This is a genomic window from Tropicimonas omnivorans (assembly GCF_031846565.1).
GTDB classification, from domain to species: Bacteria; Pseudomonadota; Alphaproteobacteria; order Rhodobacterales; family Rhodobacteraceae; genus Tropicimonas_B; species Tropicimonas_B omnivorans.
In genome coordinates this window covers 91,923-109,046 of record NZ_JAVRHL010000004.1, presented here as the reverse complement: position 1 = coordinate 109,046, position 17,124 = coordinate 91,923, and the positions used below count along the sequence as shown (strand labels likewise).

The window sequence follows — 17,124 nt, the reverse complement described above, 5'->3', positions numbered from 1 at the left end:
CAACAAGGGAGCCTGACATGGGGACGCTGATCGGGGTCGTCCTTCCGGTCTTTCTCGTCATCGGGTTCGGCTTCGCCGCCGCGCGCTTCGGAAAGATAAGCGAAGGGGCGGTGGACGGGCTGATGCGGTTCGCGCAGAACTTCGCCCTGCCCTGCCTGCTCTTCCGCGCGATCTCGGACCTGGACCTACAGGCGGGCTTCAACCTTCCGCTTCTTGCCTCCTTCTATGCCGGTGCGCTCGCGGGCTTCGTCGTGGGCATCGCCGGCGCCCGGATCCTCTTCCGCCGGCCGTGGGAAGATGCGGTCGCGATCGGCTTTCTGGGGATGTTCTCGAACTCTCTCCTCCTCGGCCTGCCGATCACCGAGCAGGCCTATGGCACGGGCGCGCTGACCGGGAACTTCGCGATCATCTCCGTCCACTCCCCCTTCTGCTACGCGGTCGGGATCACCGTCATGGAAGTGGTGCGCAATCGCGGGCAGTCGAAGCGACTTCTGGCGCTGCATGTGCTGCAGGGCATGGCGTCCAACGCCCTCATCATCGGGATCGCCTGCGGTCTCGTCGTCAATCTGACCGGCGTTCCGGTTCCGACCGTGCTGTCGGAGGCGGTGGACCTGATGGCCCGCGCGGGGCTTCCCGCCGCGCTCTTCGCGCTCGGCGGCATCCTCATGCGGTACAAGCCAGAGGGGGACATCCTGACGATCTGCTTCGCCTGCTCCCTGTCGCTTCTCCTCCACCCGCTCATCACCTACGGGCTCGGCCGCTCCTTCGGACTGGATGTCGACGGCCTCCGCTCCGCCACCGTCACGGCCGCCATGGCGCCGGGGGTGAACACCTACATCTTCGCCAACATGTACGGCGTCGCCAAGCGCGTGGCTGCGTCCTCCGTGCTGCTGGGAACCGCGCTCTGCGTGCTCACGGCATGGTTCTGGTTGTCGGTCCTGCCCTGAGCCCGCGCTTCAGAGAACGCCCTTCCAGGACATCACCGCAACGGCGGCGCCGAAGAGCAGCAGAAGATTGAAGGACAGTGCCGCGAGGACGTTCAGGATAAGTCCCTTGCGCCGGTCCCACGGATCGACGGAGCGCAGGTAGCGCCGCAAGTCGCCCTCGGCCTGCCGGATGCGTACGGGGTCCGCCTGTCGCGCGAGGCGGGGATGGGCCGACATGGACTCCACCTCTGCGAGATAGGCCGCCTGCGCCCGCAGGCGCCGCGGAAGATGCCGCCCGCCGCGGCGGAGCTTGTCCCCGAGGCTGCCGCCCCGCATTCCGAGCCGCGCGCCCATCAGCGCCGCAAGGCTCGCATTCCTGTCAGTGATGCTCTTCTCGGCCATGGGAGCAGCCTAGCCCCCTCCCCGCCGCGCCGAAAGTGCCGGCTGGCCAGAGCCGCGCCGGGGCGCTATCTCGGCAACATGCTGTCACTCACCCGCCTCGGCCCGGACCCCGCGTCCGACCCCCGCCCGCCGCTCCTGATCGTCCACGGTCTCTTCGGTTCCGCCCGGAACTGGGGCGCCGTCTCCCGCCGCATCGCCGAGAGCCGCCCCGTCGCCGCCGTGGACATGCGCAATCACGGCGACAGCTTCCACGCGCCGCGGAACGATTACGAGGCCATGGCGGACGATCTCGCGGAGGTGATCGCGGAGCTCGGGGGCACCGCCGATGTGCTGGGGCACTCCATGGGCGGAAAGGCGGCGATGGTGCTGGCGCTCACCCGCCCGGAGCTGGTCTCCCGCCTGATCGTGGCGGACATCGCACCGGTCGCCTACGACCATTCGCAGCTGCGCTACATCCACGCGATGAAGGGGCTGGACCTAACCGGGCTTTCGTCCCGATCCGAGGCCGACGCCAGGCTTGCCGAGACGCTCGACGAGCCCGGCGTCCGGGCGTTCCTGCTGCAGTCGCTGGACCTGCGCGCGGATCCAACGGCCTGGAAGCTCAATCTCGATGTGCTGGAGGCGGAGATGGACACGATCACCGGCTGGCCCGGAACCGAAGGCCGGTTCGACGGCCCGTCGCTCTTTCTGTCAGGCGAGAAGTCGAACTACGTGACAGCCGAGGGACGGATCAAGATCGAGGCGCAGTTCCCGAAAGCGCGTTTCGAGACGGTGGAGGGCGCAGGCCACTGGGTCCATGCGGAGAAGCCGCGCGAGGTTCAGGCGGCGGTCGAGACGTTCCTCAGCGAAAGCGATCCCGCCTGATCCGGCGCCAGTTCAGCAAATCCGCGATCTGCCATGCCAGGGCCGTGGCGCAGGCCAGCGTCGCGAGCATCGGCAACCATGCATCGAACCCGGTCTGTACGGCGGCCGCCGTCATGGCGCCGGTCGCGAGCGGCAGGATCAGTATGAAGAGGATGAGGGTCTTTCGCGTCATGGTGCCTGCCTCCGGCCTCGGGGCGGCCCGTTTGCCGGGCCGTTCTGACCGGACAAGGCGCCACACCTCCCCCGCGTTCCCCTCCGGGTGCCAGACGCCCCCGCCCTGTTGCCGGCGGGTCACGCATTCGGCGGGCGGCTCGCTCTCTAGCTGCCGGCGGCGAGCCGCTCGAGCGCGGCCATCGCCTCTTCGTCCTCGGCGCCGTAGCTGATGGACCCGGCATAGTCGGCCTCCTCGTCGAGAAGGTAGATCATGCTCGAATGGTCCATCGTGTAGCCGCCATCCTCCAGCGGAACCTTGTTCCAGTAGACCCGCCATGACCGCGCCATCTCCCAGACCTCCTCGGGCGTTCCCGAGATGCCGGTGACCCGGTCGGTCTGCGCGTTGAGATACTCACCGAGGATCTCGGGCGTGTCGCGTTCGGGATCGATACTGACGAAGTAGAACTCGATACCGTCGGCATCCTCGCCCATCTGCTGCGTCCACCAGTCGATGTCGGCGATCGTCGTCGGGCAGACCTCCGGGCAATGGGTGAAGCCGAAGAAGAGGGCGGACGGGTGGCCTTCGAGATCCGCCTCCGTGATCGTCGCGCCGTCATGATCGGTGAGCGTGAACGGACCGCCGAGATTGGCGGGATGTCCGCCCGCGCCCTCCTGCCCCTGCCGCATGGCAAGAAACCCCAGCGTGCCGCCGATCACGGCCACGGCGACTACGGTTGCGGCGATGGCCGAATAGACCGTCAGGCGATTGGTGCGCATTATCGTCTCCGTTCATCGATGGCCGTACGGCACCGATACGTGGTGTCTTGTTCCATCCACCCTATTGCTTCGCCGGCGCGTGCCGCTCCGCCTACCGCGGATCCCTGCCGCAAGGAGTGCGGGGGCGGGCGCGGCGGAGATCGGGAACGCCCGGCGAGACATCGAGCGGGCCTCGAAGAGGATGATCGATCGGGAGCATCGCCGCTTCTGTGATCCGGATCAACGGTACGGCTTGCGGTGAGACGTCGCGGCGGGTGCTGGGCTGGCTCAGATCCGCCCGGGCGGGTCCTGCCTCCACATCCGGGCGGTCGTCTTGTCCGACTTGCGGAACAGGTGCCACACGGCGCCGCCGATATGCGCGACTATGAGCAGAAGCAGCAGTTTCGTCGTCAGCATGTGTAGCCAGCCCACAAACCCGGATTGCAGGAAGACCGCCAATGCGCCGAAAACGGGCAGCGCCAGCAGGACGACGTAGAAGGCCCAGTGCACCGCGCGGCTTGCGAACTGGATCGGCCGCGGCTCCGTGGTCGGAGCCGGCGGCACACCGCGCGTCAGACGCTCGTAAAGACGGAAGGCCATCACGATGAAGATGAGCGCGCCCATGAAGCCATGTACGTAGATCGGCCCCAGTCCGGAGGGCGTCGCCTCCCCCTCCAGGAGCCCCCCGAACCAGCGGGCGACATCGTCGCCCATCATGTACTGCATCAGCACGAAGAGGACGATCATCCAGTGAGCAACCATCTGCTCGCGTGAATAGTGGTCGGGGTGGCCGGCCATGTGGCTGTCCTGCTGCAAGCGCTTTTCATTGACGGAACGGCAGGCGGGCCAGCCGGTTCCCGCAATCGCATGGAACCGGCCTTGGGGCCCGGAGTTGCCCGGCGCTATGATTGAATGGATCTACGAACATCAGGTGCTCGTCTCGGCCGGCACCAGCATCGTCACCGCCTTCATCTGGGTGGTGTACCTGCACGTCCTGGTCCTCGGCCAGCGGCGGCAGAGGCGCACGGAGATCCTGATTTCCATCGGCGCGGGAACGGGTCTGAACGCGCGCTGCTTCATTTCGAATCTCGGGTTCGAGCCGATCTACATTCACGACCTTCTGCTGACGCTGGAGAACGGACACGTCGAGACGACGAACATCACGGATCGGTCGGAGCTGTCGGCAGAGGAATTGAATAACCCCGCCGAGGCGACCAACCAGGGGCCGTTGAAATCCGGCGAGTTCATCGACATCGGCAGCTACGGGCAGCTCATCAATCGCGTCAGGGAATTCGGCTCCGACAAGGATATGGCGGGCGATCTGTCGAACGTCACCCTCACCGTCCTCGCAGCCAACGCGGCCGAAGCTCAGCTCGTCGCGGCAAAGCGGACATTTCTTATCGAATGGAATGGCGAGACGGCCATACTGCGCCCCACCACGCTGACCGCCCAACAGATCCGCGGCTGGTTCGCCAGGCGTCGCCTGCGCAAGGACCTGGAAGCGAAATTGTGATGGGGCGTGATGGAATTCGGGAACGCGGCCAATGGTCCTTGCGTTGTCCTGCCAATCAATACGGGAGACAGAACATGCGCATGACCATCGTGGCCCTTCTCGGCCTCTTCGCCCTTTCCGCCTGCGAAACCGTCGGCGGTGCCGGCGAGGACATTCAAAGCGCCGGCCAAGCCGTCGAAGGCGCAGCCCAGGACGTTCAGAACGACCTCTGAACCGAAGGCCAGTTCCAGACGCGAAAAGCCCCGCCCCGGATCACCGGAGCGGGGCTTCTTGCATCTGACTTCAGTACGGCGCCCGTCGGCGCGCGGTCCAGCGGAAGCGCTCAGCCGTCCATCTTCAACGCGTTGATGAAGGCTTCCTGCGGGATCTCGACCTTACCGAACTGCCGCATCTTCTTCTTGCCGGCCTTCTGCTTTTCAAGAAGTTTCTTCTTCCGGGTGGCGTCGCCGCCGTAACACTTGGCGGTCACGTCCTTGCGCATGGCGGAGAGGGTCTCGCGGGCAATGACCCGACCCCCGATGGCCGCCTGGATCGGGATCTTGAACATGTGGCGCGGGATCAGCTCTTTCAGCTTCTCGCACATCGCGCGGCCCCTGCCCTCGGCACGGTCGCGGTGGACCATGATGGAGAGCGCGTCCACCGGCTCGTCGTTCACCAGCACCTGCATCTTCACGAGGTTGTCCTCGCGGTAGCCCAGCATCTGGTAGTCGAAGGAGGCGTAGCCCTTGGTCACCGATTTCAGGCGATCGTAGAAGTCGAACACCACCTCCGCGAGCGGCAGGTCATAGACCACCATCGCCCGCGTCCCGGCATAGGTCAGATCCATCTGGATGCCGCGGCGGTCCTGGCAGAGCTTGAGCACGTCGCCGAGATACTCGTCCGGCACGAGAACCGTCGCCTTGATGCGCGGCTCCTCGATATGGTCGATCGTCGCCGGGTCCGGCATGTCCGCCGGATTGTGCAGTTCGGTCATCTCGCCGTCGCGGCTGTAGACGTGGAAGATCACGGAGGGCGCCGTGGTGATCAGCTCGATGTCGTATTCGCGCTCAAGCCGGTCCCGGATCACCTCGAGGTGCAACAGACCGAGGAAGCCGCAGCGGAAGCCGAACCCGAGCGCGGCGGAGGTCTCCATCTCGTAGGAGAAGGAGGCGTCATTCAGCGCAAGCTTCTCGATGGCGTCGCGCATGTCGTCGAAGTCGTTCGTATCGACCGGGAAGAGGCCGCAGAACACCACCGGCACGGACGGTTTGAAGCCCGGCAGCGCAGTCTCGCATTGCCGCTTCTCCAGCGTGATCGTGTCGCCGACCCGCGTGTCCCGCACCTGCTTGATCGAGGCGTTGAGATAGCCGATCTCCCCCGGCCCGAGCGACGGAACCGAGGTCATGGCGGGGCGGTAGACGCCGACATCGTCGACGTCGTAGGTGCCGCCGGTCTTGATCATGCGGATCCGGTCGCCCTTCTTCAGGGTGCCGTCGATGATCCGCACGATGACGATGACGCCGAGATACTGGTCATACTTCGAATCGACGAGCATCGCCTTCAGGGGCGCGCCCGGATCGCCGGCCGCCGGCGCCGGCAGGCGCTTCACGATGGCTTCGAGGACATCCGGAATGCCGAGGCCGGTCTTGGCGGAGATCTCCACCGCGTCGTGTGCCTCGATGCCGATCACGTCCTCGATCTGCTCCTTCACGCGCTCGGGCTCGGAGGCGGGCAGGTCGATCTTGTTGAGGACGGGGACGATCTCGTGGTTCGCATCGATGGCCTGGTAGACGTTGGCGAGGGTCTGCGCCTCGACGCCCTGGGTCGCGTCCACCACGAGGAGCGAGCCTTCGACGGCCTGCATCGAGCGGGAGACCTCGTAGGCGAAGTCCACGTGACCGGGCGTGTCGATCAGGTTGAGGACGTAGGTATGTCCGTCCTGCGCCGGATACTCGATGCGGACGGTGTTCGCCTTGATGGTGATCCCGCGCTCGCGCTCGATGTCCATCGCATCGAGGAGCTGCTCCTTCATGTCGCGCTCGGCGACAGTTCCGGTCAGCTGGATCAGCCGGTCGGCCAGGGTGGATTTCCCGTGGTCGATATGGGCGACGATGGAGAAATTGCGGATGCGCGAAAGCTCGGTCATCGCGTGGATATGCGGGCGTTTTGGCGCACGGTCAATGCCCTGCACATCTGCCCGCGGGACCTGCCGGGGGGCTTGCGGCGTTCGGTCCAGGTACCGAAGCAGCACGGGAGCGGCCGATGGAGGAGTTGTGGAGCGCGGAGCGCGATTTCTGGCTGAGCGGCCAGAAGCACTACGAAGAGGCGACGGCTGAAGGCGCCGTGATGGTCTTTCCCGATCCGGTCGGCATTCTCACCGGCCGCGCCATCATCGAGGGGCTTCAGGCCGCGCCGCGCTGGTCCGAGGTCGCATTCTTGGAAGGATCGGCACTGGTGGAGGATGGCACCGCCGTCCTGGCCTACCGCGCCGAGGCGAGCCGGGAGGGAGGTGAGCCCTACCGCGCGCTCTGCACCTCCTGCTACCGCCGCTCGGAGGATCGCTGGTGCCTCGTGTCTCACCACCAGACCCCGGCGGAGTAGGCTTTAGCCCAGCATCGCGGGGACCAGGGACGCGACCATCAGGAGCGCCATTATCCGGTTGAAGATCACCAGCCGCCGCCTGCTCGACAGAAGGCGCGTGGCCTGCTGCCCGATGACGGTCCATCCCGTGGTGGAGACGCAGCCCGCCGCGGCGAAGATCAGCGCGATGCCGAGAAGCATTGGAACGTCCTGCGCGCCGTAGGCCGCGACCACGGAGAGCGCGATGGCCCAGGCCTTCGGGTTCACCCACTGGAAGGCCGCCGCCTGGAAAAAGGAGAGCGGCCGGCCCTTTTCGGCCCCCTCCTCCGGGGGAGCGGCGGTCGCGATTTTCCAGGCGAGATAGAGAAGGTAGGCGAAGGACACCGCCTTGAGGATCGCCGCCAAGGTCGGCAGCGCCTCGAACACCGCCGACAGCCCCAGCCCCATCGCCAGCACCATCAGCGGAAAGCCCAGGGCGACGCCGGCCATGTGCGGAAGCGTGCGCCGGAAGCCGAAATTGGCGCCCGAGGCGAGGAGCATCGTGTTGTTCGGTCCCGGGGTACAGGCGGAGGCCAGCGCGAAGCCGAACAGGGCAAGGAGGAGGTCGAGTGGCATGCGCAATCTATGCCGCAACCCTCGTGACGGCACCAGAGGCTGCACATCGCCGCGAGCCATTAACGGAATCGTTGAAAATTGGCGGTATCTCGGGCACGACTATGTGCACGTTGATCCGGCATCCCCGCGCTAAAGACGGGGGGCCCAACCGAACGAGGCGATGACATGAAGATTATCACGACAGCAGCGCTTTCGATGGCGCTGGCCCTGCCCCTTGCGACCACCATGCCCTCCGAGGCCGGCGCAAAGCAGATCGAGCGCGCCTGCATGAGTGGCGAACGCCCCGGCTCCCGCCCGCTCTGCGGCTGCATCCAGCGCGTTGCGGACCAGATGCTGACCCGCGGCGACCAGCGAATGGCGTCCAAGTTCTTCAAGGACCCCCAGAAGGCGCAGGACACGCGTCAATCCGGCCGGGCCGACCACAGCAGCTTCTGGCTCCGCTACAAGGCGTTCGGCAACACGGCCGCCTCCGTCTGCCGGGGCTGATACGCCCTCCGGGCGAATCATGCCGGTCGAACACGGGCGCGCCATTCCGCTAGAGAGCGGGGCGCGCCTTTCGTTTTGCCTGAGGGCCTGACCGGCAGGACCGCGCGCCGAACCTCGAACCGGACGTGTGCCCGGGCAGGCCTGCGATCCCGGCACACGTCCTTCGGGAGCCGAAGCGCGGGCCCCGGCCCCCGCCTTTTCAGAGGCTCGTGCAGATGTACTTCATCTCGAGGTAATCCTCGATGCCGTGACGGCTGCCCTCGCGCCCCAGACCCGATTGCTTCACGCCGCCGAACGGGGCGACCTCGGTCGAAATGACGCCGGTATTCACGCCGACGATTCCGTATTCAAGCGCCTCCTGAACGCGAATGATCCGGGCATAGTCGCGGGCATAGAAGTAGGCGGCGAGGCCGAATATCGTGTCGTTGGCGAGGGCGATCGCCTCCTCCTCGGTCCTGAAGCTGAAGATCGGTGCCAGCGGCCCGAAGGTCTCCTCGGTCGCGAAGGCCATGTCCTGCGTCGCGCCCGACAGGATCGTCGGCTGAAAGAACAGATCGCCCTTCTCGTGACCCGAACCGCCCATGACGATCTCGGCCCCCTTGGACGTGGCATCGGCGATATGCGCCTTGACCTTGCCCACTGCCGCGCTGTCGATCAGCGGGCCGAAATCGGTGCCCTCCTCGAACCCGTCGCCGACCTTCATCTCCGAGAGCCGCGCCGCGAGCTTCTGCGAGAAGGCATCGCGCACGCCCTCCTGGACGTAGATCCGGTTGGCGCAGACGCAGGTCTGGCCGTTGTTGCGGAACTTGCACATGATCGCGCCCTCGACCGCCGCATCCAGATCGGCGTCGTCGAAAACCACGAACGGCGCGTTGCCGCCAAGCTCCATCGAGCACTTCATCACCTGGTCCGCGGCCTGCCGCAGCAGGATCCGGCCGACCTCGGTGGAGCCGGTGAAGGTCAGCTTGCGAACCACGGGGTTCTCGCAGAACTCCTTGCCGATCGCGCTCGCGCTGTTCGACGTGAGCACGCTGAAGAGCCCCTTCGGCATCCCGGCCCGCTCGGCCAGGACCGCGATGGCCAGCGCCGAGAGCGGTGTCTGCGACGCGGGGCGCACGACGAACGCGCAGCCCGCCGCGAGCGCAGGCCCGCACTTCCGGGTGATCATCGCGTTCGGGAAGTTCCAGGGCGTGATCGCCGCCGCGACGCCGATGGGCTGACGGATCACGGTGATCCGCTTGTCGGGCGCATGGCCGGGAATCGTCTCGCCGTAGATCCGGCGCCCTTCCTCGGCGAACCACTCGATGAAGGACGCGCCGTAGGCGATTTCCCCCATCGATTCCTTGAGCGGCTTGCCCTGCTCGGCTGTCATGATCGCGGCGAGGTCGTCCTGCGCCGCCATCATGAGGTCGAACCACTTGCGCAGCACCTGGGCGCGATCCTTGGCGGTTCGCGCGGCCCATTCCGTCTGCGCCGCATGGGCGGCATCGAGGGCTCGGGCGACGTCCGCGCGGGAGAGGTCGGCGACCTCGGCGATCGTCTCCCCCGTCGAGGGGTTGGTCACGCCGAACGTCTTGCCGCCCTCGGCGTCCGACCACTCCCCGGCGAGGAAGGCCTGCTCGCGAAGCAGGTCGGCATCGGACAGTCGGTTTCTCAGGGTGCTTGCAGCGTCGAGCATTCTTGGGCCCTCTCCAAGGGGAATCTTGGGAGGCAACCTAGCAGGGGACGTCCGCAATGCCAGCCGCCGGACAGGGACCGGTCCGCCGCCGCTTCAGGACAGATCGGACCAGCACGGCAGGAGATCGCCGGGCCGCGGGCGTGCGGCATGGACGCCCCGCGCAATGGCGCGGGCGAGGCAGGTCGCGGCGGCGTGGCCGAGGTCGAGCGCACCGATGACGGGATCACTGAGCGGCACCTCCCCCGTCGCCGCGGCGAAGACCAGATCCCCGTCGAGCGGTGTATGGGAGGGGACGAGCGCGCGGGCCATGCCGTCATGCGCCGCGATGGCCATGCGCTGCGCCTGCGCCTGGCTCAGCTTCGCATCGGTCGCGACGATGGCGATCGTGGTCGAGGCGCCCTGTCCGCCGCCTGCCGCCCCGTCCGCCTTGGTCACGGGGCGCGCCGCCGGATCCGATGGCATCGCCGGGCCGAGCCCGCCGAACTCCCCGCCGATTTCCCAGGGCGCCGAGTAGAAGTGCCGACCGCCGTCAATGGTGGCGCTGCCCAGCGCGTTGACCGCGACGAGCGCCCCCACGGTCGCGCCCCAGGGCAGGACGAGGGAGGCGGAGCCGAGCCCGCCCATCGTCGTCGCCGTCATCGCGCCGAGCCCGGCGCCTTCGCGCCCGAGGTCGAACCCGGTCCCCGCCTCCCGAAGAGCTTCGCGGCCAAGGTCTGTATAGGGGCTTTCGGTCCAGTCCTTGTCCCCGCCATTCGCAAGATCGAACAGGATTGCCGCGGGCACGATGGGCACGTGCTGCCCCGCCACCGCGAACCCCCGCCCTGCCGCGCGCAATCCGGCCATGACGCCGCCCGCCGCATCGAGACCGAAGGCGGACCCGCCCGACAGGACCAACGCGTCGACCTCCGTGACCAGTTTGTCCGGCGCCAGAAGGTCCGTCTCCCGCGTACCGGGCGCGCCCCCCATGACGTGGACCGCCGCGGTGAAGGGCCGGTCGCCGGTGAGGACCGTGACGCCGGATTTCAGCGCGTCGTCCCCGGCATTGCCGACGAGGAGACCGCCCACGTCCGTGATGAGGTTGAGCGGGCCGGGCCGCGACCTTGCGTTCATCCGGGGCGCCTCCGGCTTCCGGGGAAGGTACCGAGGCAGACGAGCCGGGCCGTTCCGTCCGGAAGCGTGACGGCATCCCGTGTCGCCTCGGGAAAGATCAGCACGAGCGCGGTGAAGAGCCCCATCGCATCCTCGATGGCCTCCGCCGTGGACGCTTCGAACACATGGCGCAGGCGCGGTCCCGGATCGGCCTTGCAGATCACGTCCACCTCGCCGGGATCGATGCCGGGCATCGCATCGCCCAGATGCGCGAAGACAAGCGGCTGGCTGTCGAACTCGCCCATGTAAACCGTCACGTCCGCCGCCTGTCGCATGACCTCAAAGGACCACCGGGACGCTGCGGGCGCAAGGGGGCCCATGTGACGGGGGAGCCGGGCGGCCGGACGTCACGTCTCCGGAGGCGTCTCTGGCGGACGCCTCAAGCGGCCGTCGACCGACAGACGATCCCTCGGAAAGGACAGGCCAGACATCGCGAAGAAGACGAGATCGACGAGTCTGCTCCGGAGCCCTCTTAAGCGGGGGTCGCCGCTCTCGCCCGCATCCCCCCCGGCGGCCCCCTCCGCCCCGTCCCCCGGCCCCTCGCATCCGCCGGGCCGGGTCGCTTCGAGAAGGGACCGCGCCGCCTCGGCCTCAGCGTCCGGAACGAGGATCGGGATGGGCCCGAAGGCCATCGCGTTCATCGGGACGACCTGATGGAGGTTCAGGCCGGGGGTCAGGACGGTGAAGCTGGCGCCTTCGAGGAGGGCGACGGCCATCGTGACCTCCAAAGGGTCATAGGCTGAGGCGACGCGCGCAAATCCGGTGAAACCTGACATTGCAAAGACTGTCCTCGATCCGGTCGCCGCCGGGAAGGGTCGTCCAGCGGCAATCCTGACAGGCCGATATAGACCGCAGGCCCCGCTCTCCCAGCAGACGGATCCCGCGCCCTGCCGCGCCCTCAGGGCCGGCGCAGCCGTGCACCATCACCGAAGGGCCGGAGCGGCGGCGAGGAGCTCCTGCGTGTAGGGATGCTGCGGATCGCCGAAGACGCGCTCCGCCGGGCCTTCTTCCACGATCCGGCCCGATTTCATCACGAGAACCCGGTCGGAGATCGCACGGACGACGGACAGGTCGTGCCCGATGAAGAGATAGGCAAGGCCGAGCTCGTCCCGCAACCGCGCCAGAAGGTCGAGGATCTGCGAACGGACGCGCACATCGAGGGCAGACACGGCCTCGTCCAGCACCACGAGCCGGGGCCCCGTCACGATGGCACGGGCGATGGCGATGCGTTGCCGCTGGCCGCCGGAGAATTCGTGCGGATACCGCACGACATCCTGCGGCGACAGGCCGACCCGGGTCAGCACCTCGCGAACCCGCTCCATCCGCGCCTCCCCCGTCGGGGCATCCGGCACGAGGTGGAACGGCTCGGAGACCAGCCGGTGCACGCGCCACCGGGGATCGAAGCTGGCGAACGGATCCTGGAACACGATCTGCGCCCCGGCCCTGAGATTTCCCGGGAAGGACGGGCCCATCTCCTGAGCGAAGAGCTCTATCCGTCCGGCGTCCAGCGGCTCGAGGCCGAGGATCGTCCGGGCGAGGGTCGACTTGCCGCAGCCGGATTCGCCGACGAGCCCCAGCGTCTCCCCCTCTGCCAGCGAGAACGAAACCCCGTCCACCGCACGCACCGGCGCACCGCGCCCGAAAAGCCCGCGGCGCGGGCCGGGGTAATGCCGCTCGGCGCGATCGACGCGCAGGATCTCTCGCGTCGCCGCCGGGCCGGACCTGCGAGCCGGCGCATGGCCGGCCGCCTCCAGAAGCGCCTTCGTGTAGGATTGGCGCGGCGCGCTCAGGACATCGGCGACGGGCCCGGCCTCCACGATCCGGCCGTCCTTCATCACGGCGACGTCGTCCGCAATGCGGGAGATCACCGCGAGATCGTGGGAGATGAAGAGGCACCCCATCCCCTCCTCCCGCACGAGGCCGTGCAAGAGATCGAGGATGCGCGCCTGCGTGGTTACGTCGAGGGCGGTGGTCGGCTCGTCCGCGATCAGCAGATCGGGACGAAGCGCGATGGCAAGAGCGATGCAGACCCGCTGGCGCTGGCCACCCGACAGCTCGTGCGGGTAACGCGAGAGGGGAAAGCGCTCCGGACCGAGGCCGACGCGGGCGAGCCGTTCGGCCGCGCGCTCCATCGCTTCGCCGCGCCCCGCGCCGTGGATGCGCAGGGTCTCGGCGACCTGTCGGCCGATGGTCTGGACCGGGTTCAGCGCGGTCATCGGCTCCTGGAAGATCATCCCGACCTTCGCGCCGCGAACCCTGTTCAGCCGCCGCTCGGACGCCGTCACCAGATCCTCGCCGCCAAGCCGCGCCGTGCCCGTCAGCCGCGCGCCCCCGGGCAGGAGCCGCATCACCGACAGCGCCGTCAACGACTTGCCGGATCCACTTTCGCCCACCAGCCCCAGCACCCTGCCCGGCTCCACCCTCAGCGACACGCCGGACAGGATCGGGGACGACCCGATATCGAGGCGGAGCGCGTCGATCTCCAGAAGGCTCATAGCGCGTCCCGCCTCAGGCGCGGATCGAGCATGTCCCGCAATCCGTCCCCCATCAGGTTGAGGCCCAGGACCGTGAGGACGATGGCGAGGCCGGGCAGGACGGCGAGACGGGGATCGGCGTAGAAGTAGGTCTGCGCCTCGGCCAGCATCCGTCCCCAGGAGGGAACCGGCGGCTGCGCCCCGAGGCCGATATAGGACAGCGCCGCCTCGGCGAGGATGCCGAGGGAGAACTGGATGGTCGCCTGGACGATCAGCAGGTTCGCGATATTGGGCAGGATGTGCTCGGCGGAGATGCGCGCCGCGCCCTTGCCCGCCGCCCGCGCGGCCATGATGAAGTCCAAGCCCCAGATCGACAGCGCCCCGCCCCGCGCCACGCGGGCGAAGACCGGGATGTTGAAGATGCCGATGGCGATGATAGCGTTGACCGCGGAGGGGCCGAGGACGGCGGTGATCAGGATCGCGATGACGAGGGACGGAAACGCGAAGATCAGGTCGTTCCCCCGCATCACCACCTCGTCGAGGAGCCGCCCCCGTCCGGCAGCGGCGAGAAGCCCCAGGGGCACGCCGATCCCGGCTCCGATCCCCACCGCCACGAGCGCGACCGCGATGGAGGTCCGGGCGCCGGCCATCAAAAGCGAGAGGACGTCCCGCCCGAGGTGATCCGTTCCGAAGAGATACCCCCCGCCCGGCGCCTGCAGCTTCTGCGACACCACGATCTGGGTCACGTCATGCGGCGTCCAGACGAAGGAGACGAGCGCGGCCAGCGCGAACACCGCCGTCAGCGCGGCGCCGACCCCAAGCTGGACCGGGACCTTCATGCCCGCCGCCTCAGCCGCGGATCGGCAAGGGCGTAGGCGAGGTCGACCGCGAACGTCACGAGGATGACGGAGAAGACGAGCAGCATGACCACGCTCTCGACCACGATCAGGTCCCGCTGGGTGATGCCCTGGAAGATCAGCCGCCCGAGGCCGGGAAGGTAGAAGACGTTCTCGATGATCACCGCGCCCGCCAGCAGGAAGGAGAACTGGAGCCCGACGATGGTGAGAACGGGGATCAGCGCGTTGCGCACACCGTGGCGGCGCACCGCCTGCCCCTCGCTCAGGCCCTTGGCGCGGGCGGTGCGGATGTAATCCTGCGACAGCGTCTCGATCAGCGCGGAGCGCATCACGCGGGCGAGGATGGAGGCCTGCGGAAGCGCAAGCGCGACGGCCGGGAGGGTCAGCGCGCGAAGGCCGGGCCAGAGACCGCCCTCCCATCCCGGGAAACCTCCTGCCGGAAAGAGGGGGACGACGATCGCGAAGGCGATGACGAGGAGCATGGCGAACCAGAAATTCGGCACCGCGATGCCGATCTGCGTCGCACCGATCACCGCCCAGTCCGCGGGACGGCCGCGGCGGGATGCGGCGAGGATGCCGACGGGAAGCGCCACGAGGGTGGAGAGCGCGAGGGCGTAGAGCGTCAGCGGAACGGACACCCACAAACGCTGCGCCACCAGCTCCGCCACCGGCACGCGGTAGGTATAGGAGATGCCGAAGTCGCCCCGCATCATGCCGGACACCCAGCCAAGATAGCGCTCCACGATCCCGCCGCCGAGGCCCAGTTCGGCCCTCAGAGCCGCCGCCGCCTCGGGAGACGCGCCCATGCCCATCATGTAGGAGACCGGATCGCCGGGAATGACCTCTATCACGAGGAAGATCGCGATGCTCGCCGCAACGAGCGACAGCACCAGCGACAGCAGGCGTGAGGCGGCAAAGCGCAGCATGGCCTCAGGCTAGCGCCGGAGCACGGCCGGGGCCATCCCGCCGGCACGGGAGCGGTCTCACGCCCCCTCGCTCTCACCGCCGGACGCCTTGGCCTTCTCCATCCGCGCCGCGAACTCCTTGCGCAGGGACTGGCGGACATTGGCCGCGCGCCAGCGGCGGTCGTCGTTCTCGCTCTCGACCTTCAGCGCGGGCACCTCGATCGGGCGGCCGAGCTCGTTCACGGCGACCATGGTGAAGTAGCAGGAATTGGTGTGCCGCCGCGTGCCCTCCCGGATGTTCTCCGCCTCGACGCGGATGCCGATCTCCATCGAGCTGCGGCCGGTATGGTTGACCGTGGCGCGGAAAGTGACGAGCTCGCCCACGAGGATCGGCTCCTTGAACGTCACCTGATCGACCGAGAGCGTCACGACATACTTGCCCGAGTACCGCGAGGCGCAGGAAAAGGCGACGCGGTCGAGTAGGTTCAGAAGCGCACCGCCATGCACCTTGCCGCTGAAATTCGCCATGTCCGGCGTCATCAGCTCCGTCATCTCCAGCGTCTTGTCACGCGTCATCCGGATCCCTTCCACCTGTGCCCGGAAGACAGATCCGGGCAGGCCGGCTTGAAGTACAGGCCCCTCGCGCATTTTGAAAGTCCCGCCTGCGCGGGCCCCGGGGCGGCGCGCGTTTCAGAGCGGAGGAGACGGCCCGGCCGAGGGAAGGAGTTGCCGGATGGCCGGCGGCACCCTACGCTTCGGACCCAGCCGGCCGCGCTCCGAGCGGAGGGGCGGGGCCGTTTTCGAGGAACATGGCCAATGACCATCGCGACGCGGCACGCTCCCCTGGTCGACACGGCGCCGACGCACGCACGGCAGCGACCGGTCGAGGAATTCTCAAGCACGATCCGCGCGATCTGCGGAAATTTCGGCATCGAGCCCAGCCTTCGGGGGCAGGGTCTCGTCGCCGGGACGGCCTCCCGCCTGCACCTGTCGCGGTTCGAGACCGCGGTGGTCTCGTGCGACGCCGAACGGGTGATGCGGGATGCGCGAATGATCCGCGACGATCCCGGCGGGCACCTCTTCCTCATCGTGCAGGACAAGGGGACCTGCCGCATCCACCAGTCGGGCAAGTCGCACCTGCTCGAGCCGGGGGACATGTTCCTCGTCGATTCCGCGCAGCCCTCCGATTTCGTCTATGCCGGACAGCACGCGCGGCAGGTTTCGCTCCACCTGCCGCGGGAAGAGATGCTGCATCGCTTCGGCCCGGCCTGCACCGGGGGGCTCGGGATCGACCGGGACGATCCCCTCTTCCTCGCCATGCGGGCGGTCCTCGCCAAGCTCTTCATCGAAGACGCCGTCGCGGCCCCTCATCTCGGCGAAGCGCTCCTCAGCCTCCTCGGCGCGTATCTGCGCTGCATCGAGACCCAGACCGGCATGGCGGAGAAACGCGAGGAGGCGGTGCTCTCCCGCGCACTGGCGATCATGGAGCGGCGCTGTCACGATGCCGGCTTCGGCCCGGCCGAGCTCGCGGACGATCTCGCTGTCTCCCCCCGCACGCTGCAACGCCATTTCTCGGCTCTCGGCGAAACGGCAAGCGAACGGCTGATGGCGATCCGGCTCGACATGGCGCGCGCCCGGCTCGAGGCGCCGGCCTCCCGCGCGGACAGCGTCTCGACCATCGCCTTTGAGTCGGGCTTCAACGATCTGTCCTACTTCTACCGCACGTTCCGCAAACGCTTCGGCGTCTCTCCGGGCGCGGCCCGGCCGCCCCTGTCGCCCTAGGCCAT

21 protein-coding genes are annotated in these 17,124 nt (G+C 67.9%); 7 read left to right on the top strand and 14 right to left on the bottom strand.

The genetic code is table 11. The annotated features are described in order from the left end of the window. Positions 1-17: 17 nt before the first annotated feature. The gene (locus tag RM543_RS16385; protein ID WP_311693592.1) at positions 18-947 is read left to right on the top strand and encodes an AEC family transporter; all 930 of its coding nucleotides are present in this window, start codon (positions 18-20) and stop codon (positions 945-947) included. Between the two features lie 9 nt (positions 948-956). On the opposite strand, the gene RM543_RS16380 is transcribed toward RM543_RS16385, so the two are convergent. Next, positions 957-1,328, bottom strand: a complete 372-nt coding sequence (locus RM543_RS16380; protein WP_311693591.1) for a hypothetical protein — start codon at positions 1,326-1,328, stop codon at positions 957-959. Between the two features lie 78 nt (positions 1,329-1,406). Here RM543_RS16380 and RM543_RS16375 point away from each other — a divergent pair, with 78 nt between their 5' ends. Further along, a complete protein-coding gene (locus tag RM543_RS16375; protein ID WP_311693589.1) occupies positions 1,407-2,192 on the top strand; it encodes an alpha/beta fold hydrolase in 786 nt (261 codons plus the stop codon). Here the strand turns inward: RM543_RS16375 and RM543_RS16370 are convergent. The 3 genes from RM543_RS16370 to RM543_RS16360 all read right to left on the bottom strand — a co-directional run bounded on the left by RM543_RS16370 (position 2,170) and on the right by RM543_RS16360 (position 3,899). Next, positions 2,170-2,364, bottom strand: a complete 195-nt coding sequence (locus RM543_RS16370) for a hypothetical protein (protein WP_116087654.1) — start codon at positions 2,362-2,364, stop codon at positions 2,170-2,172. The two genes, RM543_RS16375 and RM543_RS16370, sit on opposite strands and share 23 nt — an antisense overlap. A gap of 146 nt (positions 2,365-2,510) precedes the next feature. Next, positions 2,511-3,122, bottom strand: a complete 612-nt coding sequence (locus RM543_RS16365; RefSeq protein ID WP_311693586.1) for an SCO family protein — start codon at positions 3,120-3,122, stop codon at positions 2,511-2,513. Positions 3,123-3,389: 267 nt separating this feature from the next. Beyond that, positions 3,390-3,899, bottom strand: coding sequence for a cytochrome b (locus RM543_RS16360; protein ID WP_311693584.1), 510 nt, complete (start codon positions 3,897-3,899; stop codon positions 3,390-3,392). On the opposite strand from RM543_RS16360, the gene RM543_RS16355 reads away from it, so the two are divergent. Together RM543_RS16355 and RM543_RS16350 are read left to right on the top strand one after the other, a co-directional pair. Further along, a complete protein-coding gene (locus RM543_RS16355) occupies positions 3,898-4,614 on the top strand; it encodes a hypothetical protein (RefSeq protein WP_311693582.1) in 717 nt (238 codons plus the stop codon). The two genes, RM543_RS16360 and RM543_RS16355, sit on opposite strands and share 2 nt — an antisense overlap. A gap of 74 nt (positions 4,615-4,688) precedes the next feature. Further along, on the top strand, positions 4,689-4,826 hold the full coding sequence (locus RM543_RS16350; RefSeq protein WP_311693580.1) for an entericidin A/B family lipoprotein: 138 nt from the start codon (positions 4,689-4,691) through the stop codon (positions 4,824-4,826). 110 nt (positions 4,827-4,936) lie between these two features. Here RM543_RS16350 and lepA read toward each other — a convergent pair whose 3' ends face one another. Beyond that, complete coding sequence (lepA, locus tag RM543_RS16345; RefSeq protein WP_311693578.1) at positions 4,937-6,739, bottom strand: translation elongation factor 4; 1,803 nt, start codon at positions 6,737-6,739, stop codon at positions 4,937-4,939. Positions 6,740-6,855: 116 nt separating this feature from the next. Between lepA and RM543_RS16340 the strand changes: the two genes are divergently transcribed. Then, positions 6,856-7,194, top strand: a complete 339-nt coding sequence (locus RM543_RS16340) for a nuclear transport factor 2 family protein (protein WP_311693576.1) — start codon at positions 6,856-6,858, stop codon at positions 7,192-7,194. A 3-nt stretch (positions 7,195-7,197) separates the two neighbouring features. Here the strand turns inward: RM543_RS16340 and RM543_RS16335 are convergent, their stop codons facing one another. Continuing rightward, the gene (locus RM543_RS16335) at positions 7,198-7,788 is read right to left on the bottom strand and encodes a LysE family translocator (protein WP_311693574.1); all 591 of its coding nucleotides are present in this window, start codon (positions 7,786-7,788) and stop codon (positions 7,198-7,200) included. Between the two features lie 165 nt (positions 7,789-7,953). Between RM543_RS16335 and RM543_RS16330 the strand changes: the two genes are divergently transcribed. Next, positions 7,954-8,274 carry a hypothetical protein gene (locus RM543_RS16330; RefSeq protein WP_311693572.1) on the top strand — a complete coding sequence of 107 codons (321 nt, stop codon included), beginning with the start codon at positions 7,954-7,956 and terminating at the stop codon, positions 8,272-8,274. A gap of 199 nt (positions 8,275-8,473) precedes the next feature. Here RM543_RS16330 and RM543_RS16325 read toward each other — a convergent pair whose 3' ends face one another. The 8 genes from RM543_RS16325 to RM543_RS16290 all read right to left on the bottom strand — a co-directional run bounded on the left by RM543_RS16325 (position 8,474) and on the right by RM543_RS16290 (position 15,913). After that, positions 8,474-9,952, bottom strand: a complete 1,479-nt coding sequence (locus RM543_RS16325; protein WP_311693570.1) for an NAD-dependent succinate-semialdehyde dehydrogenase — start codon at positions 9,950-9,952, stop codon at positions 8,474-8,476. A gap of 93 nt (positions 9,953-10,045) precedes the next feature. Beyond that, on the bottom strand, positions 10,046-11,062 hold the full coding sequence (locus RM543_RS16320) for a P1 family peptidase (RefSeq protein WP_311693568.1): 1,017 nt from the start codon (positions 11,060-11,062) through the stop codon (positions 10,046-10,048). Then, positions 11,059-11,376, bottom strand: a complete 318-nt coding sequence (locus tag RM543_RS16315; RefSeq protein WP_311693566.1) for a hypothetical protein — start codon at positions 11,374-11,376, stop codon at positions 11,059-11,061. The genes RM543_RS16320 and RM543_RS16315 overlap by 4 nt, the downstream gene beginning before the upstream one ends. A gap of 72 nt (positions 11,377-11,448) precedes the next feature. Beyond that, positions 11,449-11,877 (bottom strand): putative signal transducing protein, encoded by a 429-nt coding sequence (locus RM543_RS16310; RefSeq protein WP_311693564.1) that lies wholly within the window; start codon positions 11,875-11,877, stop codon positions 11,449-11,451. Positions 11,878-12,024: 147 nt separating this feature from the next. Beyond that, entirely contained in the window at positions 12,025-13,596 is a 1,572-nt protein-coding gene (locus RM543_RS16305) for an ABC transporter ATP-binding protein (RefSeq protein WP_311693562.1), read from the bottom strand. Beyond that, the gene (locus RM543_RS16300; RefSeq protein WP_311693560.1) at positions 13,593-14,414 is read right to left on the bottom strand and encodes an ABC transporter permease; all 822 of its coding nucleotides are present in this window, start codon (positions 14,412-14,414) and stop codon (positions 13,593-13,595) included. The genes RM543_RS16305 and RM543_RS16300 overlap by 4 nt, the downstream gene beginning before the upstream one ends. Further along, a complete protein-coding gene (locus tag RM543_RS16295; RefSeq protein ID WP_311693558.1) occupies positions 14,411-15,358 on the bottom strand; it encodes an ABC transporter permease in 948 nt (315 codons plus the stop codon). Before RM543_RS16295 ends, RM543_RS16300 begins: the two co-directional genes overlap by 4 nt. Positions 15,359-15,415: 57 nt before the next feature. Further along, positions 15,416-15,913 (bottom strand): acyl-CoA thioesterase, encoded by a 498-nt coding sequence (locus tag RM543_RS16290; RefSeq protein ID WP_311693556.1) that lies wholly within the window; start codon positions 15,911-15,913, stop codon positions 15,416-15,418. 240 nt (positions 15,914-16,153) lie between these two features. On the opposite strand from RM543_RS16290, the gene RM543_RS16285 reads away from it, so the two are divergent. Further along, complete coding sequence (locus RM543_RS16285) at positions 16,154-17,119, top strand: helix-turn-helix domain-containing protein (protein WP_311693554.1); 966 nt, start codon at positions 16,154-16,156, stop codon at positions 17,117-17,119. Positions 17,120-17,124: the final 5 nt, after the last annotated feature.